This window comes from Porphyromonas sp., from assembly GCF_030529325.1.
Taxonomy (GTDB): Bacteria; Bacteroidota; Bacteroidia; order Bacteroidales; family Porphyromonadaceae; genus Porphyromonas_A.
This window is the reverse complement of sequence record NZ_JAUMXC010000010.1, coordinates 22,298-41,333: the sequence shown is the minus strand read 5'-3', so window position 1 is coordinate 41,333 and position 19,036 is coordinate 22,298. Positions and strand designations below refer to the sequence as shown.

The following is a 19,036-nucleotide window of genomic DNA, read 5'->3' as shown; positions in this document are numbered from 1 at the left end:
AACCCAATTGAATGGAAAAAGGTTAGAAAATCTTTTTCGTCAAGTTGTACACCTCGACTTTGAGATGTGGATATTTCCCTCTGTGTTTCTATGAGGGAGGCATGATTTATGGGAGTTTTTTCTGTTGGATTATTTGATTTTTATGTTTTGTAAATGATTTTTATGTGTGCTCATTGAGTTATCTTAATGAATATTTTATATTTCTAAAGGATTTAAAAAATATTTGTAAGATTAGATGTATTTGCTACTTTTGCGCCGTATAAATAATAGTTTTTTACCGTTAGGTGCGCACTATTATAGTAAATAGAAACCTTTGAGGGGAGGGAGCATACTCTGACGGGGTTGTTTGTGTGATTTAATCAATAATTAATATTAAGAATATAAAGTTGTGGTGGAGACAACTTAAGTATTGTATTCTACCCATCGTAAACAATAAGATTGAATTAGGCTTCACAATATTATCTAATAAGGTAAAATATTATGTCCGGGCATAGTGTTTTATGTGGGGAGATATCTGTTCGGGGGCAATCAATAGTTTCGGCGGGGAGGGACGGGAGTTTTTTCAGAATTTATTTTAAATAGTTTGTTTATTGCAAATGGTATAGGTCAGTATCTCATTTGTAGTAAACATGTTAGATGATATTTATTTTAAACTTTAATTATTTTACAACTTATGACCAAGAAGACATTTGTTAGTTTTTTGGCATTGTTGCTTGTATGTACTTTGTACTCTTGCAGCAATCTAAATTTTAATCTTCCTCCGGGTCTAAAGGGGGATGATGGTGATTCTACCTACGAAATTTGGAAAAAAGAAGTACAAGCAGGTAACGTCAACTGGCCTAGGAATAAGGTAGCGGTTGAGGATTTTCTCGTATATATCAAGGGTGAGAAAGGTGATCGTGGCGAGACAGGTAAGTCAGCATATGAGCTTTGGAAAGAACTCATCTCAAAAGGTAATGTGCCCAACCCTCACAACCCAAGTGAGATGTGGCCGATAGAGAGAAACAAGGAAACAGACTTCTGGGACTTTATCACCGGTCGTGATGGTCAGAGTCCTCATATCGGAAACAATGACAACTGGTGGATCGGCAACGTCGATACCGGTGTCCGTGCAAGAGGTAAAGATGGCAAGGACGGCAAAGATGGTCTTTCGGCTTATGAAATCTGGAAGACTGAGGTCCTCGAAGGTCGTATCGCTTGGGACAAGGATAGAGTCGAAGTCGAACATTTCTTCCAATTCCTAAAAGGAAAAGATGGTAAGGATGGTAAGGACGGTGTCACTCCTCACATCGGTGAAAATGGTAACTGGTGGATTGGAGACTTCGATACCAAAGTGCCTGCGCGCGGAGAAGATGGTCGAGATGGATATGAAGGTAAATCTGCATATGAACTCTGGAAAGCTGACCTAAAGGAAGGTAAGATCAAAGATCCTACGACCGGAGCACCTTGGCCAAAGGATGAAGATACTCAGGAAGACTTCTGGAGATTCCTCAAGGGTGCTAAGGGTGACAAAGGTAACGACGGTGTCGACGGTAAGTCTGCTTATGAAATATGGGTGGATATGGTCACTGCTCAACAGCTTGATGATCCTAAAAATCCTGGTACAAAGTGGCCTGCGACAGATACTACCAAGGTAGACTTCTATAAGTTCCTCATGGGTAAGGATGGAGCAAACGGTACAAACGGTACAAACGGTAAAGATGGTAAGACTGCTTACGAACTTTGGAAAGAAGACCTTGAAGCAAGCTTCAATACAGATCAGCCTCTAAAAGACCACCGCACCGGTGAGAAGTGGCCAAAGGATAAGAATAAACTTGAGGACTTCTGGGAATTCTTGCGTGGTAAGGATGGTAAGGACGGTGCTGATGGTAAGCCAGGCGAACCTGGTAAGCCCGGTGCAAAAGTTGAAATCATCCACGGTGTCCCCAACGTTATTGCTCAATATTCACAAGCTGAATATGGTGAGTATGTTCAAACAACCACAGGTGGTGTAACCTATCTTGTTTATGATGAGGCTGGAAATCTTGCTCCTGGAGCTACGGTGAAGGGCTTACCCGGACTTCCAAATCAGGAAACGGTGTACACTGCAAATGAAAAGGGCGAAGTCTTTGTCCCTAAGGCCGATCTTCCATGGATACATGACCTTCAGTCTCGTTGGGGATCTACTAAGGAGGTTGTTATTCCCGGTAAACCTGCTAAGGCTTCAGCATCAAATACTTATGTGCCTAATAAAATCAACTTGCGTCTTATTGTTGTAGGTCCAAATGATGCAACCAAGGACGAAGATAAGCCATACTTGACAGGAAATCATGTCCTCACATTCCGTATCCAAAGACAAATTGGACCTAATGATCCTTGGACAGATCTTCCAAGCTACCTCCCTGCTGTTACAGAGATTGATTTTGGTGCATATCCTACTACAAGCGAAGATCCTACCACTATCCAAACAACGCCAGAGCTAGTCTCTGCAAAGCGTGCAACAGATCATTTTAAGATCGAGCCTAAGCGTTACGTGATGGAAAATAAGTACCAGTTTATGAATGGTTATAACGCTTATTGGAACAAACAAACGAATTATTTTACTGTAAAGCAAAAGACTAAGTATTATGATGAGCTTGTACAGTGGAATGGTGTCTGTGAGATGGCTCCCTATCAAGCTTCTCCAATGATTAAGTGTCTTACATTACGTACGAAGCAAGAGACGCTCAATCAAGACGCAATTTTCTTTGTTAGGGCTACAGGACAGTTTGATTATGCTGATATTAATTACGATAAGATCTACAACAAGGAGCTCGCTGAAAGAAAACAAGGCGAAGTTGTGATTCTTGCTCCTGTACTCATGACTCAAGAGGCTGCAAAACAGTTGTTGCCCACATACATTAAGTTCGCTCGTCAGACAGCCGGAGGTACTCAGTTGGCGGAGAGCAATCTTAAGCCATCAGGCCCTGTTGGAAATACAGGTTATGAAGTGAATACGGTATACTTGGATTCTGAAGTTACTGTAAGATCTCTTTTGGTACACGTGTTCCCAGATAATATGGTCTATGGTCGAGTTAAAGCGAAAGCTGGTGACGCTAATTCATATCAGATAGAAAGAAGCAAGAACACTCTACGTGATCCTCAAGTTGCTTATCAAGATAAATAAATATAAAGTATAGAATATGATATACAATATTTCTAAATATATCCTCGGGATATCATTGGCCTTCTGTACGTCTCAAGCCCTGGCTCAGACAAACTATACGGAAGAGTCTCAGCAAGAAGAAAACAAGACTTACAAGAGAGCTTGGGAAATCGGTATCGGAGGCTCAGGTCTTCATATGACACGAGTGAGTGTCCTTGACTTCAAGAACAACACTGTCGATGGCGGTTATGGTATTGATGTCAATAAGAGAGATCTACTCTTTGGCGGTAATCTTTACATTGCGCGTCAGTTGGGTCGCTACTTCTATCTCGATCTTCAAGGTACAGTGGGTTATGCTCAGGATCCTATCAGAGGTGGTAAGGAAGATAGATTTGTCTATATGGGAGGTCTTGGTCTTCAATGGCGTCTCGGTGAGTACTTCAAGTCTAAGTACATCGATCCATTCTTCCGCGTCGGAGGTAACTACATGTACAAGACATTCAACCAGTTTTATAACGGTGTAGAACACTTCGACAAGACTACAATGAAGTGGCACTACGACCTTGATCACAACAAGAGTGGAGATGACTTGAAGCAGTTGTTCCCTGTTGCATTCGGTACAGGTGTGAACATGTGGATGTCTGACAGGGTAGGTCTCGGCCTTCAGGCAGACTTCCTCTATATGCCTCACAAAAATGTTGCGAATATCTGGCAAGGTACAGCAAGACTCATCTTTCGTTTGGGCGGAGAGTCCAAGAGACCAAAACCAATCTATCGTACAGTGGAAAAGGAAAAGGTGATCGAAAGAGAGAGAATCATCGAAAAGGTAGTTCCTGCTCCTATCGTAGAGTCTCCTGCAAATCTTTGTGAACTTTTCAACTATGTATTCTTCGAGTTTGACAAGTCCGATATTACCCCTGAATCGTTCCCTGTTGTGGATCAGATCGCGGATATCTTGAAGCAAGATATGACTCGTAAATACCTTATCATCGGTTATACCGACTCAAGAGGTTCGGAGACCTACAACATCGGTCTTTCTGAACGTCGTGCTAAGGCTCTTGTAGATGCTCTCCTTGAAAGAGGTATTCCACGTGATATGCTCAAGTCAAGAGGTGTCGGAAAGAAGATCTCTTATGTCGCTCCTGCTGCTCCTGACAATACACGTCGAGGAGACCGTAAGGTGACTATCGAGAGAGTTATCAATATGGACTACTGGGAGTATCTTAAGTAAATCTCCCCTTACATCCGGTGGCGAAAGCCACCGGATATATGAACTAATCGAAAATATTAATAATTGATGCTTATGACAAAAAGAGCACTATCATATATTTGGGTGCTGCTTGTTCTGTTGGCTTCGTCATGTGGAAACATGAATTTTGAACTGCCGTATGGTCCTAAGGGCCCTAAAGGCCGGTCTGCATACGAAGTATGGAAGAAGCAGGTCATGGACGGAGAAGTCACGTGGCCCAAAGATAAAGTCGAGATCAGTGACTATCTCATCTACATCAAGGGTCCAAAGGGAGATAAGGGTGAAGATGGTCTGTCGGCTTATGAACAGTGGAAGCTTATCATCTCGGACGGAAAGGCTCCAAACCCACACAACCCTTCAGAGATGTGGCCTCCAAGTAGAAATACAGAAGCTGACTTCTGGGACTATGTCACCGGTCGTGATGGAAAGACTCCTCGAATAGGTGAAAATGGTAACTGGTGGATCGGTAAGATCGACACCGGTGTCAATGCCCATGGTGTTGATGGCAAGGATGGCAAAAACGGAAGATCTTCTTACGAAGTTTGGAAGCAGAATGTCATCGATGGCAAGATACAGTGGGACAAGGATAGAGTTGAAGTTGAGCATTATTTCCAATACCTTAAGGGTAAGGATGGAAAGAATGGTAAAGATGGCTTGACTCCATTTATCGGTAAAAACGGCAACTGGTGGATCGGTACTATCGATACTGGTATCAAGGCTCAGGGTCCTGACGGAGATAATGGTAATTCCGGTCTGACAGCTTATGAGGTTTGGTATAGAGATCTTAAGGCTGGTAAGATCAAAATCTCTGCTGATGGTACCCCTTGGCCTAAAGATAAGGATACCATAGAGGATTTCTGGAGATATCTCAGAGGTCTCAAGGGTGACCAGGGTGTTGATGGTATCAATGGTAAGTCTGCTTATGAGATATGGAAAGAGCTCGTGGAGAATGGATTGGAGAATCCTAAAAATCCCGGCAATGAATGGCCTAAGGATAAGGTCAGCGAAGTGCATTTCTTTGAATACCTTACCGGTAAGGATGGTTCTAATGGTTCTAATGGCACTAATGGCACCAATGGTGTTGACGGTAAGTCTGCTTATCAGCTTTGGGCAGAAGAACTTGAGAGACGTGCAGACACTGATAATCCGCTGGTTGATCACAAGACTAATAAACCTTGGGATAAGAATAGGAACTCTATTGCAGACTTCTGGGAATATCTCAGAGGGGCTGATGGGGGTGATGGTACCGATGGTAAGCCTGGTGAGCCCGGCAAGCCCGGAGCAACCGTAATAGTCATAAAAGGTATACCGAACGTTATTGCAGAGTACTCTCAGAAAGAGTTTGGAGAGTATGTAAGTACTGTCGATGGTAGTGTGACCTATACTGTTTATGATGAGAAAGGCAATAAGGCGCCTGCAGGCTCCAGTGTGAAAGGTTTGCCGGGTCTGCCAGATACAGATGAATATACTTTTGTTACCAACGATAAGGGGCAATTCACTATACCACGTGAGAAGCTTCCGCTCATCAGAGAGGTTGAAAAGCGTTGGGGATATGTGAAGGAAGTCACCATCAACAATGTTACAAAGCAGTCTGCATCGAATACCTATGTGCCAAATCAGGTCAAGACTCGCATTGTCCTCCATACACCGACGACTCCTCAAGGTCCGGATGCTCACAGACTTACAGGATATCACGCTCTCTTCTTCAGGATAGAGAGACAACTTGATCCTGATGGTCCATGGCGAGATCTGCCAAACTATCTGCCCAATGTGGCTCAGATACCTGTTTCCGGATATCGTGTAGCTGATCATCTCGATCCAATCGGTACTATCAACATGGGTCGTAAGTTGTATAACTACAACGAAAAATCAGCATCTGAAAAACAAGACCGTCGTTTTGAACGTGTCTTCAGAGTCAAGATTGGTCGTTACATGATTGAAAATCTAATTGGAGCGAAGAGTGGATTTGAGAACTTCTGGGATGGACAAGTAAACTATGCTACAGTTGCTCAGGATGATACTTACTATGGTGTCCGCGCAATGTGGAAAGGTGTCTGCCAGATGGCTCCATTCCAACTCGGCCCTTATTTGAAGTGTATCACTTTGCACAAGTTCAACCCTGTGACCGGAATATTCTTGGCTGTAGAGGGTGAGTTGGATTACAGACATTTCAGACTCGATGAGATGTACCGGCAATGGATGACCACTCAGACTTATACTGGTAAGGATAATGAGGAAATGGTGCGTGTTTACTCAGAAAAGCTCACTGAAGCTGAAGCTCGAGCAAAGGTATACGGATATGTGAGTGCACACAAGGATACTCCTCAGGGCAACCAGCAGTCTTCAAGTAACGGAAAACTTTCCGGACCAACTCAGACACACTACTTCATCAATACCGTTTATCTTGATGGATATTTACGCTCTCGTACCAATCACTGGACATACCAGGGTGAATACTCTATTTGCTACATAAGGCGTAAGAACGGAACGGATGTTGCCTCAAATCAATTTGAAGCTGTTAAGACTTCTTCTTCACAAGGTCATCCTGATATCCTCGTGAAGTATGTCCCCTAAGTGATGTCGTAAAGATTATTTTCAGAACATAATCAATGTTTGATTTTTAAAGGCGAGACACAGACTAAAGGTCTGTGTCTCGCCTTTCTTTTTGTGCCTCTTATGCCGATATTTGATGAGATTTTATTTGATTAACAGACTCGGAATTAAGTTGGACAAATGCTAGCATAACCCCTATGGCACTATAAAATGAATGTGTTTATCCAGTTATATGGATATGTCTACCTTTGCGCATGGAGGGTTACACCTTTTGGTAGCTTTGGTGTCCGTGATCTTTTTTGAATATCCCGTTTGAGCATCAAATGTCCATAGACGAGTGAAGTAATCTGGTCTTGCTTTGCCTGGAGGCAGCTTGGGGCAGGTGTTTTTCAGTTGCGAGGAAGTGGGCATGAACATACATTCACGCCGACAGATACTTAGTGATAAGAGGACCGGTAGGTTTTAGACTTGTACTATTTGATGCGAGTCATCAGAAGAGGGAGAGTATAAGGTCTACGGCTTTGACCCAAACGAGGTAGCGGAAGAGCTTGCCTGCAAGCATAAAGGCTGCGACAGCCCATACATTGGCACGGAGAAGACCAAGAGCTACGGCAAAGAAGTCTCCTATACCGGGAAGGAAGACAAAGAACGCCATCCATGTTCCCTTTTTCTGTAGCCAGCTGGTGACTTTGTCAAGTTTTTCCTCCTTTAGTTTGAGGTACTTGATGATCCACTCTTTTTTGCCTAAAAGTCCAAGCCAGTAGCAGGTCATCCCACCCAACCAATTGCCAAGGGTGGCTGCAGCGATGCAAAGAGGGTAGCTTGCTCCGGTGAGGAGGACTCCCGAGAGAACGATCTCGGAACTGAAAGGGAGTATTGTTGCGGCAAGAAATGCTGCAATGAAGACTCCGATGTACCCGTATTCGATAAGTATTTCCATAGCTTGAAAGTTAGACTGTGATATAAATCATTGCTCCAAGGGCTGCCAGTGAGATTGCCGTCATCAGTATTTGCCATACTTTGTCTCGGATCGCTCTGTAAAAGACTTGGAGCATCACACATGTGAAGAAGATGGATATGCACATATAGAGACTGCCAAGATCTCCGGAGGTATAGAGTAGCTGGAGTAGAAATGTCAGCCATGCTTGCGTGAGATGTACGGCCGCAAAGAAGCGGTGTCGCTCAAGCGCCCTTGTATTGAAACTGTAATAGAATACGGATATCGCCGTAAGGAGCATCGCATAAGCGATATAAAATGGGAGATATTTGCCTGAGGTCGGCAACCCAAGGGTTACGATTTCGTTGATGCCTGTTCGAATCCACTCGTTGATACCCTCTGCAGTTGGGATCACTGTTAGTGCAAAGGAAAACCAAACGACACTGAAAACTCCTAAGAGTAGAGCTCCGAAGTGACGGAGATCCATGAGGCCCATTTGATTGAGCCTGAGGATATAAAATGATAAGAGTAGGAGAAATCCTATGTGATCGAGAGCAAGAATTGTGAGTAAAAAGCCGATATCGAAGACTTGGAAATAGCGACGTCTGTGGGTGTAGTTGTTGAGAAAGGTTTCGGTCAGAAAGATCCCGAGAATCAGTAAAAAGAAAGTACTCCCCATCCCTCCATTACTGAGTAGCAAGGGTGGGATAGAGAGTACTGCATACAGGGCTATGCCTGCAAATCCTGTGAGTTTGGAACCATAATAAAGTAATCCGTGGCGTCGGAGCAGAACAAGAAGCAGGATGAGCAACACGCCCGCAACAAATGGAGAACCGTCGATAAACGATACAACACCGTCCATGAAGGGGGATATCCTATCCAATAGAGAGACGGCTTGGCGGTTCATCCTGATACGGTGGTTTTGCTATGGTCAGAGCATATCCTGCCCGATATCTCTACGGTAGTAGATACCTTCGTATTTGATAGCGGATAGTCGTGCATAACTTTTGGCAAGTGCTTCTTCGAGGGTCTTCCCTATTGCTGAAGATGCAACCACACGCCCCCCGGATGTGTACTGTTTGCCTGCCTCATCACTCTTGGTTCCGGCGTGGAAGACGACAGAGTCCTCTGTATCCGCTCCTAAGCCCATGATTTCAAAGCCTTTCTGAAAGTCTTCGGGATACCCTCCGGACACGGCAACCACTGTTGCCACGTGGTTGTCCTTTTCACAAAGTTGTTGGGACTTTAGGTTGCCGTCTTTGAGGCTGAGCAGGGCCGGGACGAGGTCGCCCTTGATACGGAGCATGACTGCTTCGGTCTCAGGATCTCCCATGCGACAGTTGTACTCGATCACATAAGGATCACCTTGGCAATTGATGAGCCCGATAAAGACAAATCCCTTGTAGTCTATCCCCTCGCTTTCAATACCTTTGATAGTGGGGCGGACTATCCTTTCTTCGACTTTTGCCACAAAAGCTTCGTCGGCAAAAGGCACCGGAGACACAGCTCCCATACCACCGGTGTTCAATCCTGTGTCTCCTTCTCCGATACGCTTGTAATCCTTTGCCATCGGGAGAAGCTTGTAGTCATGTCCATCGGTAAGGACAAATAGCGAACATTCTATGCCTGATAGGAAAGTCTCTACCACGACGCGGTTGCCTGCGTTGCCAAACTTGCCACCGAGCATATCCTCCATAGCGGCACAGGCTTCCTCGTAGTTGTCGATGATAAGTACTCCCTTGCCTGCAGCGAGACCATCGGCTTTGAGCACGTATGGTGCTCTTTCTTCGTCTCTGAGATAAGACTTTGCCTTCTCAAGAGTTGCAGATGTGAACGTACGGTGCTTGGCTGTCGGGATCTTGTGTCGCATCATGAAGTCCTTGGCAAAGTCTTTGCTCCCTTCGAGCATTGCACCTGCTTTTGAAGGGCCAATGATGTGTAGTTGTTCAAACCCTTTTTGCTCCGATAGGTAGTCTGTGATCCCTTCTACAAGAGGTACTTCAGGACCGATGACAACCATATCGATGGTATGGTTGCGTATGACTTCTACCACAGCCGGAAAGTCGGATAGGGACACTTCTATATTTTCACATCCCGGAAGTCTGCCGGCATTGCCTGGTGCGATGTATGTCTTTGTTACAAGGGGGCTTTGGGAGATCTTCCATGCAAGAGCTTGTTCGCGCCCACCACTGCCGAGGATAAGTACATTCATATCTGTATGTCTATATTGGGATGAGTATTAAAGATGATCGGTAAAGTATCTTGTGATGGTCTTGTAGAGATGTACTCTCTCACGGCCTCTTACGTTGTGCTCATGACCCGGATAGACCATGTAGTCAGGCATCGAACCCTTGGTCACCGCAGATTTGACAAATAGGAGCGAGTGTTGCCACACCACCACAGGGTCGATGTCTCCGTGGATGAGCAGCAGGCGACCCTTTAGGTCTCCGGCTCTGTTGATAAGGTTTGATGCGGCGTAACCTTCGGGGTTGTTTTGAGGAGTTCCCATATAACGTTCGCCATACATGATCTCATAGAATGACCAATCCATCACAGGTCCCCCTGCGACACCGACTTTGAAGATGTCCGAGTGTGTAAGCATAAGGTTGGTAGTCATAAAGCCTCCGAAGCTCCAACCATGTACACCGATACGATCAGCATCGACATATGGTAGAGACTTGAGGTATTCTACACCCTTCATTTGGTCTTCCATCTCGAACTTGCCAAGATTACGGTGTGTCACAGACTCAAACTCCATGCCTCTGTGTGCCGAGCCTCTACTGTCAACTGTGAAGACGATGTAACCCTCCTGTGCCATATAGTTGTCCCAGTTTTGGTGTAGACCTCTCCAGCTGTCGATGACAAGCTGAGCATGTGGACCGGCATAGACATAGACGATCACGGGATATTTCTTTCCTGCCTCAAGTACACGGGGACGAGTCATCTTGTAGTATAGGTCTGTCTTTCCATCCGCAGCCTTGATGGTGCCGAGTTCCACCGTAGGCAAGTCATATGATGTGATCTCCCCTTTAGCTGTGTCTATCACACGGCTTTGAGGCTTTCCTGTTGTTGAGACAAGACGAAGTTCACCTACGGTATCGATATTTGAGAAGTTATCGAGAACCAAAGACTTGTCAGGCGAAATCATCGTTGAGTGATAACCCTTACCTGATGTCAAGCATTCGCGTTTGCCGTTGTTTATCGCTACTCTCCAAAGGGCCTGACCCATGTGATGCCCCTCGTTGGATACGTAGTAAACATACTTACCCTTTGCATCTGCGCCGATAAGGTCGATCACCTCCCAGTCTCCACCGGTCAGTTGTTTGATTTTTCTGCCCTTGGTATCCAAAAGGTAGATGTGGTTGTATCCGTCCAAGCGGTTGGCACGGACAAATAGTTTTGGATTGTTGGGGACAAATTGCAAAGGTTGTGAAGGCTCTACATACCTTGGGTGTTCCTCTGTCATCAGTACTGCAACCTTTTCTCCACTTGTGGGATCATAAGTTACAAGGCGACCCTTGCTTTGGCTTCTTTCTACTTCATCGATGTAAAACAGTTTTTCGTCCGGAGACCAAGCCCAGTTTGTGAAGTACGCATCTTTGGGGAGGTCGCTTTTGATGACTTGGGTTGTCTTCGTTGCAGTGTCATATATATGTACTGTCACACTTTCGCTCGCACGTCCCGCCATAGGATACTTGTAGTGGACAAGCTTAGCGATAGGAGCATTCATGTCCACGATAGGATATGCTTCTACATTTGTCCTGTCTATACGGTAATAAGCCAGATATCGTCCTGAAGGAGACCAAAGCGTACCTCTTTTTGTCCCAAACTCATTGCGGTGAGCTGCTGTACCATAGACAATGTCATCAGTCCCATCGGTGGTGAGGGCAAAGAGGTTACCTTCTGCATCAAGGATAGATATGTTTTTCCCATCGATGAGAGCTACACGCTTACCCGCTACGGATAGGTTTGTATCTCCGAACTTTTGGACGTCAAAAGCGTACTTCTGCACAGGTTTGCCGGTGCGAGTGTCGAGGATGTATAGCACCTTGTCGCTCATTGCTGTGAGTGCACCATTGTCTGCATTCATGCTGAGGTGTGGGAGTTTATCTGCCTCTTGACCGACATAAGACTTCCACTGTTCGAGAGTCAGGTAATCACGCTCTTTCCCTTGCTTATCTATCAAGAGATATACATCATCCTTTTTGTAGATGACTCCTAAATCTGTCACCGCCGATGCACTCAGCATCTTTGGCATCTTCTCAGCAAAACCTTTGCCTCCCGGGATGAAATCATCAAGGGTGAGGGCTTTCTTTTGCTGGGCAAATACTGATGTCAGTCCCATAGCACACATGAGTGCCATGGCTGTGAGGATACGTTTGGGCTTAAAGTTCATAATACAAATTCAGGTATATGTTGTTATGTTTGATTTATTGCTTGTTAGACAAATCCGGATTTTACTCCTCCGGTAGACGCTCTTTGTTGGAGCGAGGGATGAAGAGTACTGCTTTGTTGCTTTCCCGATTAGGTTTTCTATCGCCAAACCTGCGCTCTCCGAACTTCCGGTCACCGAAGTTGCGTTCACCAAATTTGCGTTCTCCGAAGTTCCTGCCGCCAAATTTACGCTCGCCAAATTTGTTAGCTCCTGCAGGTTTACGGTCTCCGAACTTACGTTCGCCAAAGCTGCGGTCATTCCCTCTTCTCTCATCTTTTGGGCGTTCACCGAACTTCCGTCTCTCTCCTTCGGCACGCTTAGGGCGTTCTTTACGGTTGCGATCATCACGACGATGCTCATGTTTGCGCTCTTTCCACTCGCCGGCACGTGCATAGTCTTCATTTTTCTCCACACGTTCTCGTACGAAGTCATTACGCTTTCCCTCAAAGAGTTCGTACCCTCTGAGTTCACATTCTATACTACCGTTGTAGAGTTGTTCTCTGAAAAAGTGTTTCAAGCCTATGGTATCAAAGCCCTCGATGTTGGAAGTGATCACCCAAGCCTTGTAGCCCGCAAACGCATGCTTGAGCATGGAGCCTATCGAACTGTATAGCTTCTCGAGTTCCGCAGGGCGCAGACGCTCTCCATAGGGAGGGTTGGTCATGAATAGTCCTGTCGGAGCAGGCTTGGTCTCTGCCGTATAGTCTTCGAGAGGCTTTACTGAGAGCTGGACATGCTTCTGTACTCCTGCGCGAGTGATGTTGGCACGAGCTATGGATATGGCTTTTGCGGATATATCGCTACCATAGATGGTGTGTTCAAAAGGCTTTTCCTCCCACTCATCCAATATGTTGCTGAGGAGCTCTGCATCGAAGTCATTCCATTTCTCAAAAGCATAAGACTCTCTGAATATCCCCGGTGGGATGTTGAGTGCTATGAGGGCAGCTTCGGTCAGTAGTGTGCCGCTACCGCACATGGGATCTACAAAGTCGCAAGAACCATTCCAACCCGTACGGAGCAACATCCCTGCTGCCAGGACTTCGCTGATAGGAGCATCGTTTTGTCCTACACGGTAACCCCTCTTGTGGAGGCTTTCTCCGCTCGAGTCTAGCGCAAGGGTGACTGTGGTATTGGCGATATGGATATGAAACCTCACATCAGGATCGGTCACCGATACGTTGGGACGACGCATCTCTCTATCTTGAAAATAGTCGGAGATGGCATCCTTGGCACGGTAAGCCACGAACTTACTGTGGGTAAACTTTTCAGAATAAACGACAGTGTCAAAGGCAAATGTCGTACGTGGTGTAAGATACTTGTCCCAAGCTATGTTGTCGTACAGATATTGGTATATTTCATCGGCGTTTGTCGCCTCAAATGTATCCATCGGCACCAACACCCTAAGGGCTGTGCGGAGGTGGATATTTGCCTTGTATAGCGTGCTCTTGTCTCCGACAAAGGCGACCATCCGTCGCCCGGGCTCTATATCTGTAGCCCCTATCGACTCCAACTCACTCTTCAGGATCTCCTCAAGACCATGCATGGTCTTGGCGATCATCTTAAACTTGGGATTCTCTTCCATTCAATATATCTAACCGAGTTTTGGTATGTGTGCTACAGTCAAAGCCACTCGTAGATCTTTGGCTGCAGTCATACAAATTTACAAAATTCCGATGATTGCCCAATCTTGTTTACTTTTTGTACATTTGTTTCAACTTGTCCTTCTTGCAAGGGTGGAGGGCGAAGAAAATATTAATAATTACCGGTATGAATATTATGAAAAATATTGTGGGAGGACTGCTTGCCATCGTTTGCCTGATGAATGGGTATGGCTGCAGTGGTACGAAAAAATCAGGATCAACACAGCAAGAAGAGAGTGATACCGTGAAGTATACCACCTTCAAGGTACGCTATGATGAGGAGACAGGAGGAAACACCGGAAATAGACACTCTCCGATCTTCAGGACAAAGAATAAGCACATCACCTGGAATCTTGAGGACTATGATCGAGATATGACTTGTGATCTCAATGGTGATGGACGTGAGGATGAGACGTTGTCTTTTGAGATCGATCCTGAGACCGGCTCTCTACCTGTCGGTTTGCTCTATCGACGAGGAGAGGTCATGCAGGACTTCCTGCCTGATGTCAAAGATAGGATTTCTGACTGGTGGGAAGAGCTTTCGGCCGAGTATGTCAATTTTGAGATGACTTATTATGACTTTGACAAGGACGGTGTGCCCGAACTCATTATCTCTCTCTGTGACTATGGGGGAGCATCCATGAAGGCGTTTGTCTATCGATGGACAAACAAAGATCCACGTAGACCTTGGGAGTTTCTTGCCGATGTGGCGGGACAATCACAAATGTACTTGGACGAGAGAGGTGATGTCGTCGCACCTTTTGGTTCGCAAGGCCTGTATTATTGTTACCGATTTGACGGCAAAGAATTTGTAGAGGTGGATAGCAGTTTCAGCGAGAGTGAGTAACCTCCTCCGATAGGTGAAAAATAAAGAGACGGTATCACATATCCCAATTATGGGGTAAGTGGTACCGTCTCTTTATTGTCTTTACTTTCTTATACTTATCTGCCGGATAGGGTCGGGATATGAGGAGTGTTTGTATCGTCTCCGACTTTTGGCCACAGCTTGAATCAAGTTAGCCACATTGATTTGTCAAGTTAGTCACGTTGATCTTGAGGATCGTATATTTTTTGCTGTCAGGCTCCACTACTTGGTGGATCAGCCTGCATCTCCGCAGTCTCTCTCTTTTTTCTTTTCGTACATCTCTTCCATATATCCGGCAGTGATGATCCCCGAGGGTAGGGCTATGATGGCTATACCAAGGATAGCCGAGACCATACTGAAGAGCCTCCCCAAGTTTGATATGGGATAGATGTCTCCATAACCTACCGTTGTGAGGGTGCAGGTGGCCCAATAGACGGCATCAAAATAGGTCTCAAAGAAGTATGCTCCGGTAGAGGGGTTGACGGGTTGTTCGATGTTGAACATCACCAACGCTGTCGTGAGGATATAAAAGATTGCAAATCCCACTATCGTCATGAGTACTTCTGCTTTTTTCCTGAGGACGGATATCATGACTTGTAAAGGCTCATAGTATCTGAAGACCCTTGCCACTCTGAATATCTTCATCAGACGCCACATCCTAAGGACTTTTAGGGATGAGTTGAAATACCCTATCATCGGCAGGATAGAGAGCAGATCGAGTATCGCCCCGATGGTGAACGGGTAGAGTAGGTAGGCTTTCCATCCGGATTGCTTCATCCTATAATCCGCTGTCACCCAACGTAAAATATAGTCAATGATGAAGAGTGTCGTTGTGGTGATGTCTATCCAGTACAGTACGGGCGAATTGCTGCGAGTGACCAGAGGTATCAGGCTCACTACGATGGCTATGAGCATCACCTTGTCATAAGCCTTGTACAGTGCCGGAGAGTCATCCCCATGCCGAGTGATGAGCAGGAGGTCTTTTCTATTCATGCTGTATTCGGGGTTATTCGTAGTACTCTATTGTCCGTCTGATGGTGTTTGAAGATGACTCCTTCCCCCCCTCAAACATGAAGTAGGAAGTTGTGGTTTTGCTGATCCAGTTACCGTTCTTATCGTAGGCATAAGTAGACGATGATGAGTATATCTCTTCACCTTCTCCGGAATAGGTCACCATCTTGATGAGATTTCCTTTGTCGTCGTAGTCGTAGCTGCTACGGTTGCTGATGGTGAGTTCGCCATCTCTCGACATCTCATAGGAGATGATTTCTTTTTCTCGATCGGAGTCATCATAGATGTAGACATTCTTTGCATGTAGAGAGCCATTTCTATGTTCTTCGACGATAGTCGGGAGCTCCTGCTTATTGTAGGTCGTTTTGAGTCTGTGGCTTTCTCCTCCTTCAGAGGTGTAAAATGTGTCTGTCGTCTCTATTTTTTTGCCTTCAGAGTCATAAGAAATAAACTCTATCCTCTTGAGCTCTCTTTCTGTCCCATACACCGTGGTGCTTGACGTATTGCCTTTGTCATCGTACTCGGTTTTGTAGCTGAAAATCGGAGAAGCCTCTTCGTTAAGGTAGCTCTGTTCCTCTATGCAACGCCCTTTATCATCGTACTTGAGTATCAGATGATGATTTGTCGCGCCGGTCCTTTCGACAGATTTGATTTCTGTGAGGAGGCCTCTCTCATCATAGCTGTACGAGTCCTCGCTTGTCCTGTTGTCGGAACTGAAAAGGCTTTTAGAGCCGATCAATCTGGAAGTCTCGTCGTAGAAGTACGTCGTCGTGCGCTGTGTGATGTTGATATAAGATACCGATGATAGATATCCTTGGGTGTTGAAGTAGGATACAGTGGTATCCCTCTGAGTCCCAAGATTTGCGTAGTCCTCATACTCATCGATTGTGCGGCACATCTTGACATTCCCCTTCAGATCATGATTCTCGATCTTGATATCCGGTAGCCAATTTCGATTGGCTGTCTTTACAACTTGTTGGTGACATCCCAATAACGAGAGTAGTGTGATCAGTAAAACTACAACGCGTTTCATTAGTTTTGAAAATTTTCTTAAGCCTAATTTGGGATCAAATATAATTACTTCTCGCAATATGACCAAGCATCTCTTGTTTGATATATTGCTTGCTTAGACGGGCCGAGGGGGTGTGGGAGCTTTCTTTTTGAAAGACTGTGTGTTATTGGAGGGGCTTTAGGACTCCAAGTTGGCAATCAGTGAATTTTTGCTATATTTGTATTATAATTACCGTAATGGTGCCTGTTAATAAGAGAGATGTGAAAGCACAATGCTCCGTTTTTTCTATAGCTCGGAGTATTAATATATATATTACCCTTCAATGTAGAAAAAATATGATAATGACAAAGACTAAGAAATTACTTTCGACAAAAGGTCTGCTTTTATGTGGATTTTTGTTGCTTTGCGATCTCGTGTCTACCACGATGTCCGCTCAAGAGTCGAATGAGGGCTCTTGTCCAAGACTCCATGCTAAACACCAAGGAAGTTATTGGTACACAGGCGCAGAACTATTCTCTCCATACTACTTTGGTGATCTATACTCGATATCCGACAAGAAGTTCTGCTTCGGTGTCGGAGGCCAACTGAAGCTCGGACATCAGTTTTCTCCCATCTTTGCCATCGAACTCAACGCAGGCTATGGACAAAACTCGGCCTTGGCTTCGGGCTATCAGCAGACCTATGTGTTGGGTATGCATGATGCTTATGTGTACTATCCTTACACGATGATAGATGGCATAGTGTACACTCCTGTCAAGGATATATTCGGCGAACAGGGAATCAATAGCAATGAGATAAGTCTCAAGGGTATAGGTCTCGATAAGATCAGAAGCGATGTACGTATGATACAGACTTCGATCAATGCTGTCCTCAACCTCAACGGACTATTTTCTCTCTCTGCTGCTCGTTATGATCAACCTGTCGTGCTGTTACTCAAACCCGGCTTGTATCTGAGCCATTTCTCCTCGACTATAGTCGATGCTTCAACCGACAAGAAGGTTGCACCAAAAGTCAATCAGGATCTCACTTTTGGTCTTGGTGGAGATCTCTCGTTACGCTTCAACTTGTCGTCGAAGTGGGGGCTGGAGCTTACAAACAGACTTGTCTGGGAACGGGATCGAGCTATCGACGGAGTCCTCTCTGCCAAGAGGGCTTATGATGACTTTACCTGGCAACCTGCCGTAGGCCTGGTGTACAAGTTTGGGAAAACCGTGAAACCGAGATATTCCACTCGTCAGGTCGCACCGGTTCCGAAGGTGATCCCAAAGCCTGAATATATGATCATCTATCCTGAAGCAACGGCTGAGATTGTCCCAAAGCAGAGAGCACACTCTGCCACAATCTCGCTGAGTTACCCACTCAACAAGACTAATATAGAGCCGGGCTTGGCCAACAACAAGGCAGAGCTTGCTCGTATAGAGGGTGAACTACAACGCCTCCAAGATGATTCGGATTTGACGATACGCGGTATAATGATCGATGGGTATGCTTCTCCGGAGGGAGACTTGAATCACAATCTCAGACTTGCAGAAGGACGTGCGCAGTCATTGATAGAGTATGTCATGCAGCGTTCTGAACTCTCCCGATCGCTTTTTAGACTGGGGACAACAGGTGAAAACTGGGAAGGTCTGAAAGAGACCGTCTCTGCGAGTTCGCTCCCCAATAAGAGTGCGATCCTGGTGATCCTCTCCGGTGCAGATGTCAATGTGCGCAAGGCCGAGATGAAGAGAGTTGCGGGCTATGCCGAACTCCTCAGGGATGTGTATCCCTCTCTTCGTCTGAGTAAATACACTGTCTCTTACGACATCAGAGGCTTTCATCCGAACGAAGCCAAGGAGCGCATCAAGACAGATCCTACAAGTCTGAGCCCCGAAGAGATCTACACTGTCGCGCAGCTGTACCCCAAGGGCTCTCCTCAGCGTGTGGAAGCACTGGAGGTGTTGGATAAGCTCTATGGTGACAGCGACCTTGCCCGTACTCTTCGCGGACTTAACAGACTTGAGTCCGGTATGTACGATCAGGCTATACGAAACCTCACACAAGTCAAGCAGAAGACTACAGTTGTGATCAATGCTCTTGGCATCGCTCATGCCGAGAGGGGAGACAATGAGTCGGCACGACGATATTTTGACTCTATCAGCGATAAGAGTGACATCGCAAAAAGTAACCTTTCGCAGTTAAACAAATACATCCAAGCACAAAGATAAAGC

The 19,036-nt window shown here is 45.6% G+C and carries 12 protein-coding genes; 5 read left to right on the top strand and 7 right to left on the bottom strand.

Translation table 11 applies throughout. From position 1 onward, the window contains the following. Positions 1 to 673: 673 nt before the first annotated feature. The 3 genes from Q4A14_RS02935 to Q4A14_RS02925 all read left to right on the top strand — a co-directional run bounded on the left by Q4A14_RS02935 (position 674) and on the right by Q4A14_RS02925 (position 6,947). Positions 674 to 3,145 carry a hypothetical protein gene (locus Q4A14_RS02935; protein WP_303169817.1) on the top strand — a complete coding sequence of 824 codons (2,472 nt, stop codon included), beginning with the start codon at positions 674 to 676 and terminating at the stop codon, positions 3,143 to 3,145. Positions 3,146 to 3,161: 16 nt separating this feature from the next. Further along, positions 3,162 to 4,355, top strand: coding sequence for an OmpA family protein (locus tag Q4A14_RS02930; protein ID WP_303169816.1), 1,194 nt, complete (start codon positions 3,162 to 3,164; stop codon positions 4,353 to 4,355). A 138-nt stretch (positions 4,356 to 4,493) separates the two neighbouring features. Beyond that, positions 4,494 to 6,947: a hypothetical protein gene (locus Q4A14_RS02925; protein WP_303169815.1), complete on the top strand. Its 2,454-nt coding sequence runs from the start codon at positions 4,494 to 4,496 to the stop codon at positions 6,945 to 6,947. Between the two features lie 469 nt (positions 6,948 to 7,416). Here Q4A14_RS02925 and Q4A14_RS02920 read toward each other — a convergent pair whose 3' ends face one another. From Q4A14_RS02920 to Q4A14_RS02900, 5 genes are all read right to left on the bottom strand, one after another. After that, on the bottom strand, positions 7,417 to 7,866 hold the full coding sequence (locus Q4A14_RS02920) for a YqaA family protein (RefSeq protein WP_303169814.1): 450 nt from the start codon (positions 7,864 to 7,866) through the stop codon (positions 7,417 to 7,419). Between the two features lie 10 nt (positions 7,867 to 7,876). Continuing rightward, positions 7,877 to 8,770 carry a hypothetical protein gene (locus tag Q4A14_RS02915; protein WP_303169812.1) on the bottom strand — a complete coding sequence of 298 codons (894 nt, stop codon included), beginning with the start codon at positions 8,768 to 8,770 and terminating at the stop codon, positions 7,877 to 7,879. Positions 8,771 to 8,794: 24 nt separating this feature from the next. Beyond that, positions 8,795 to 10,075 carry a phosphoribosylamine--glycine ligase gene (gene purD / locus Q4A14_RS02910; RefSeq protein WP_303169811.1) on the bottom strand — a complete coding sequence of 427 codons (1,281 nt, stop codon included), beginning with the start codon at positions 10,073 to 10,075 and terminating at the stop codon, positions 8,795 to 8,797. A gap of 27 nt (positions 10,076 to 10,102) precedes the next feature. Further along, the gene (locus Q4A14_RS02905) at positions 10,103 to 12,259 is read right to left on the bottom strand and encodes a S9 family peptidase (protein WP_303169809.1); all 2,157 of its coding nucleotides are present in this window, start codon (positions 12,257 to 12,259) and stop codon (positions 10,103 to 10,105) included. Between the two features lie 61 nt (positions 12,260 to 12,320). Next, positions 12,321 to 13,880, bottom strand: a complete 1,560-nt coding sequence (locus tag Q4A14_RS02900) for a THUMP domain-containing protein (RefSeq protein ID WP_303169808.1) — start codon at positions 13,878 to 13,880, stop codon at positions 12,321 to 12,323. Between the two features lie 194 nt (positions 13,881 to 14,074). On the opposite strand from Q4A14_RS02900, the gene Q4A14_RS02895 reads away from it, so the two are divergent. Then, entirely contained in the window at positions 14,075 to 14,785 is a 711-nt protein-coding gene (locus Q4A14_RS02895; RefSeq protein WP_303169807.1) for a hypothetical protein, read from the top strand. Between the two features lie 252 nt (positions 14,786 to 15,037). Here the strand turns inward: Q4A14_RS02895 and Q4A14_RS02890 are convergent, their stop codons facing one another. Then, complete coding sequence (locus tag Q4A14_RS02890) at positions 15,038 to 15,796, bottom strand: ion transporter (RefSeq protein WP_303169804.1); 759 nt, start codon at positions 15,794 to 15,796, stop codon at positions 15,038 to 15,040. A 13-nt stretch (positions 15,797 to 15,809) separates the two neighbouring features. Continuing rightward, the gene (locus Q4A14_RS02885) at positions 15,810 to 16,847 is read right to left on the bottom strand and encodes a hypothetical protein (RefSeq protein WP_303169802.1); all 1,038 of its coding nucleotides are present in this window, start codon (positions 16,845 to 16,847) and stop codon (positions 15,810 to 15,812) included. A 320-nt stretch (positions 16,848 to 17,167) separates the two neighbouring features. On the opposite strand from Q4A14_RS02885, the gene Q4A14_RS02880 reads away from it, so the two are divergent. Continuing rightward, the gene (locus Q4A14_RS02880; RefSeq protein ID WP_303169801.1) at positions 17,168 to 19,033 is read left to right on the top strand and encodes a hypothetical protein; all 1,866 of its coding nucleotides are present in this window, start codon (positions 17,168 to 17,170) and stop codon (positions 19,031 to 19,033) included. Positions 19,034 to 19,036 lie beyond the last annotated feature (3 nt).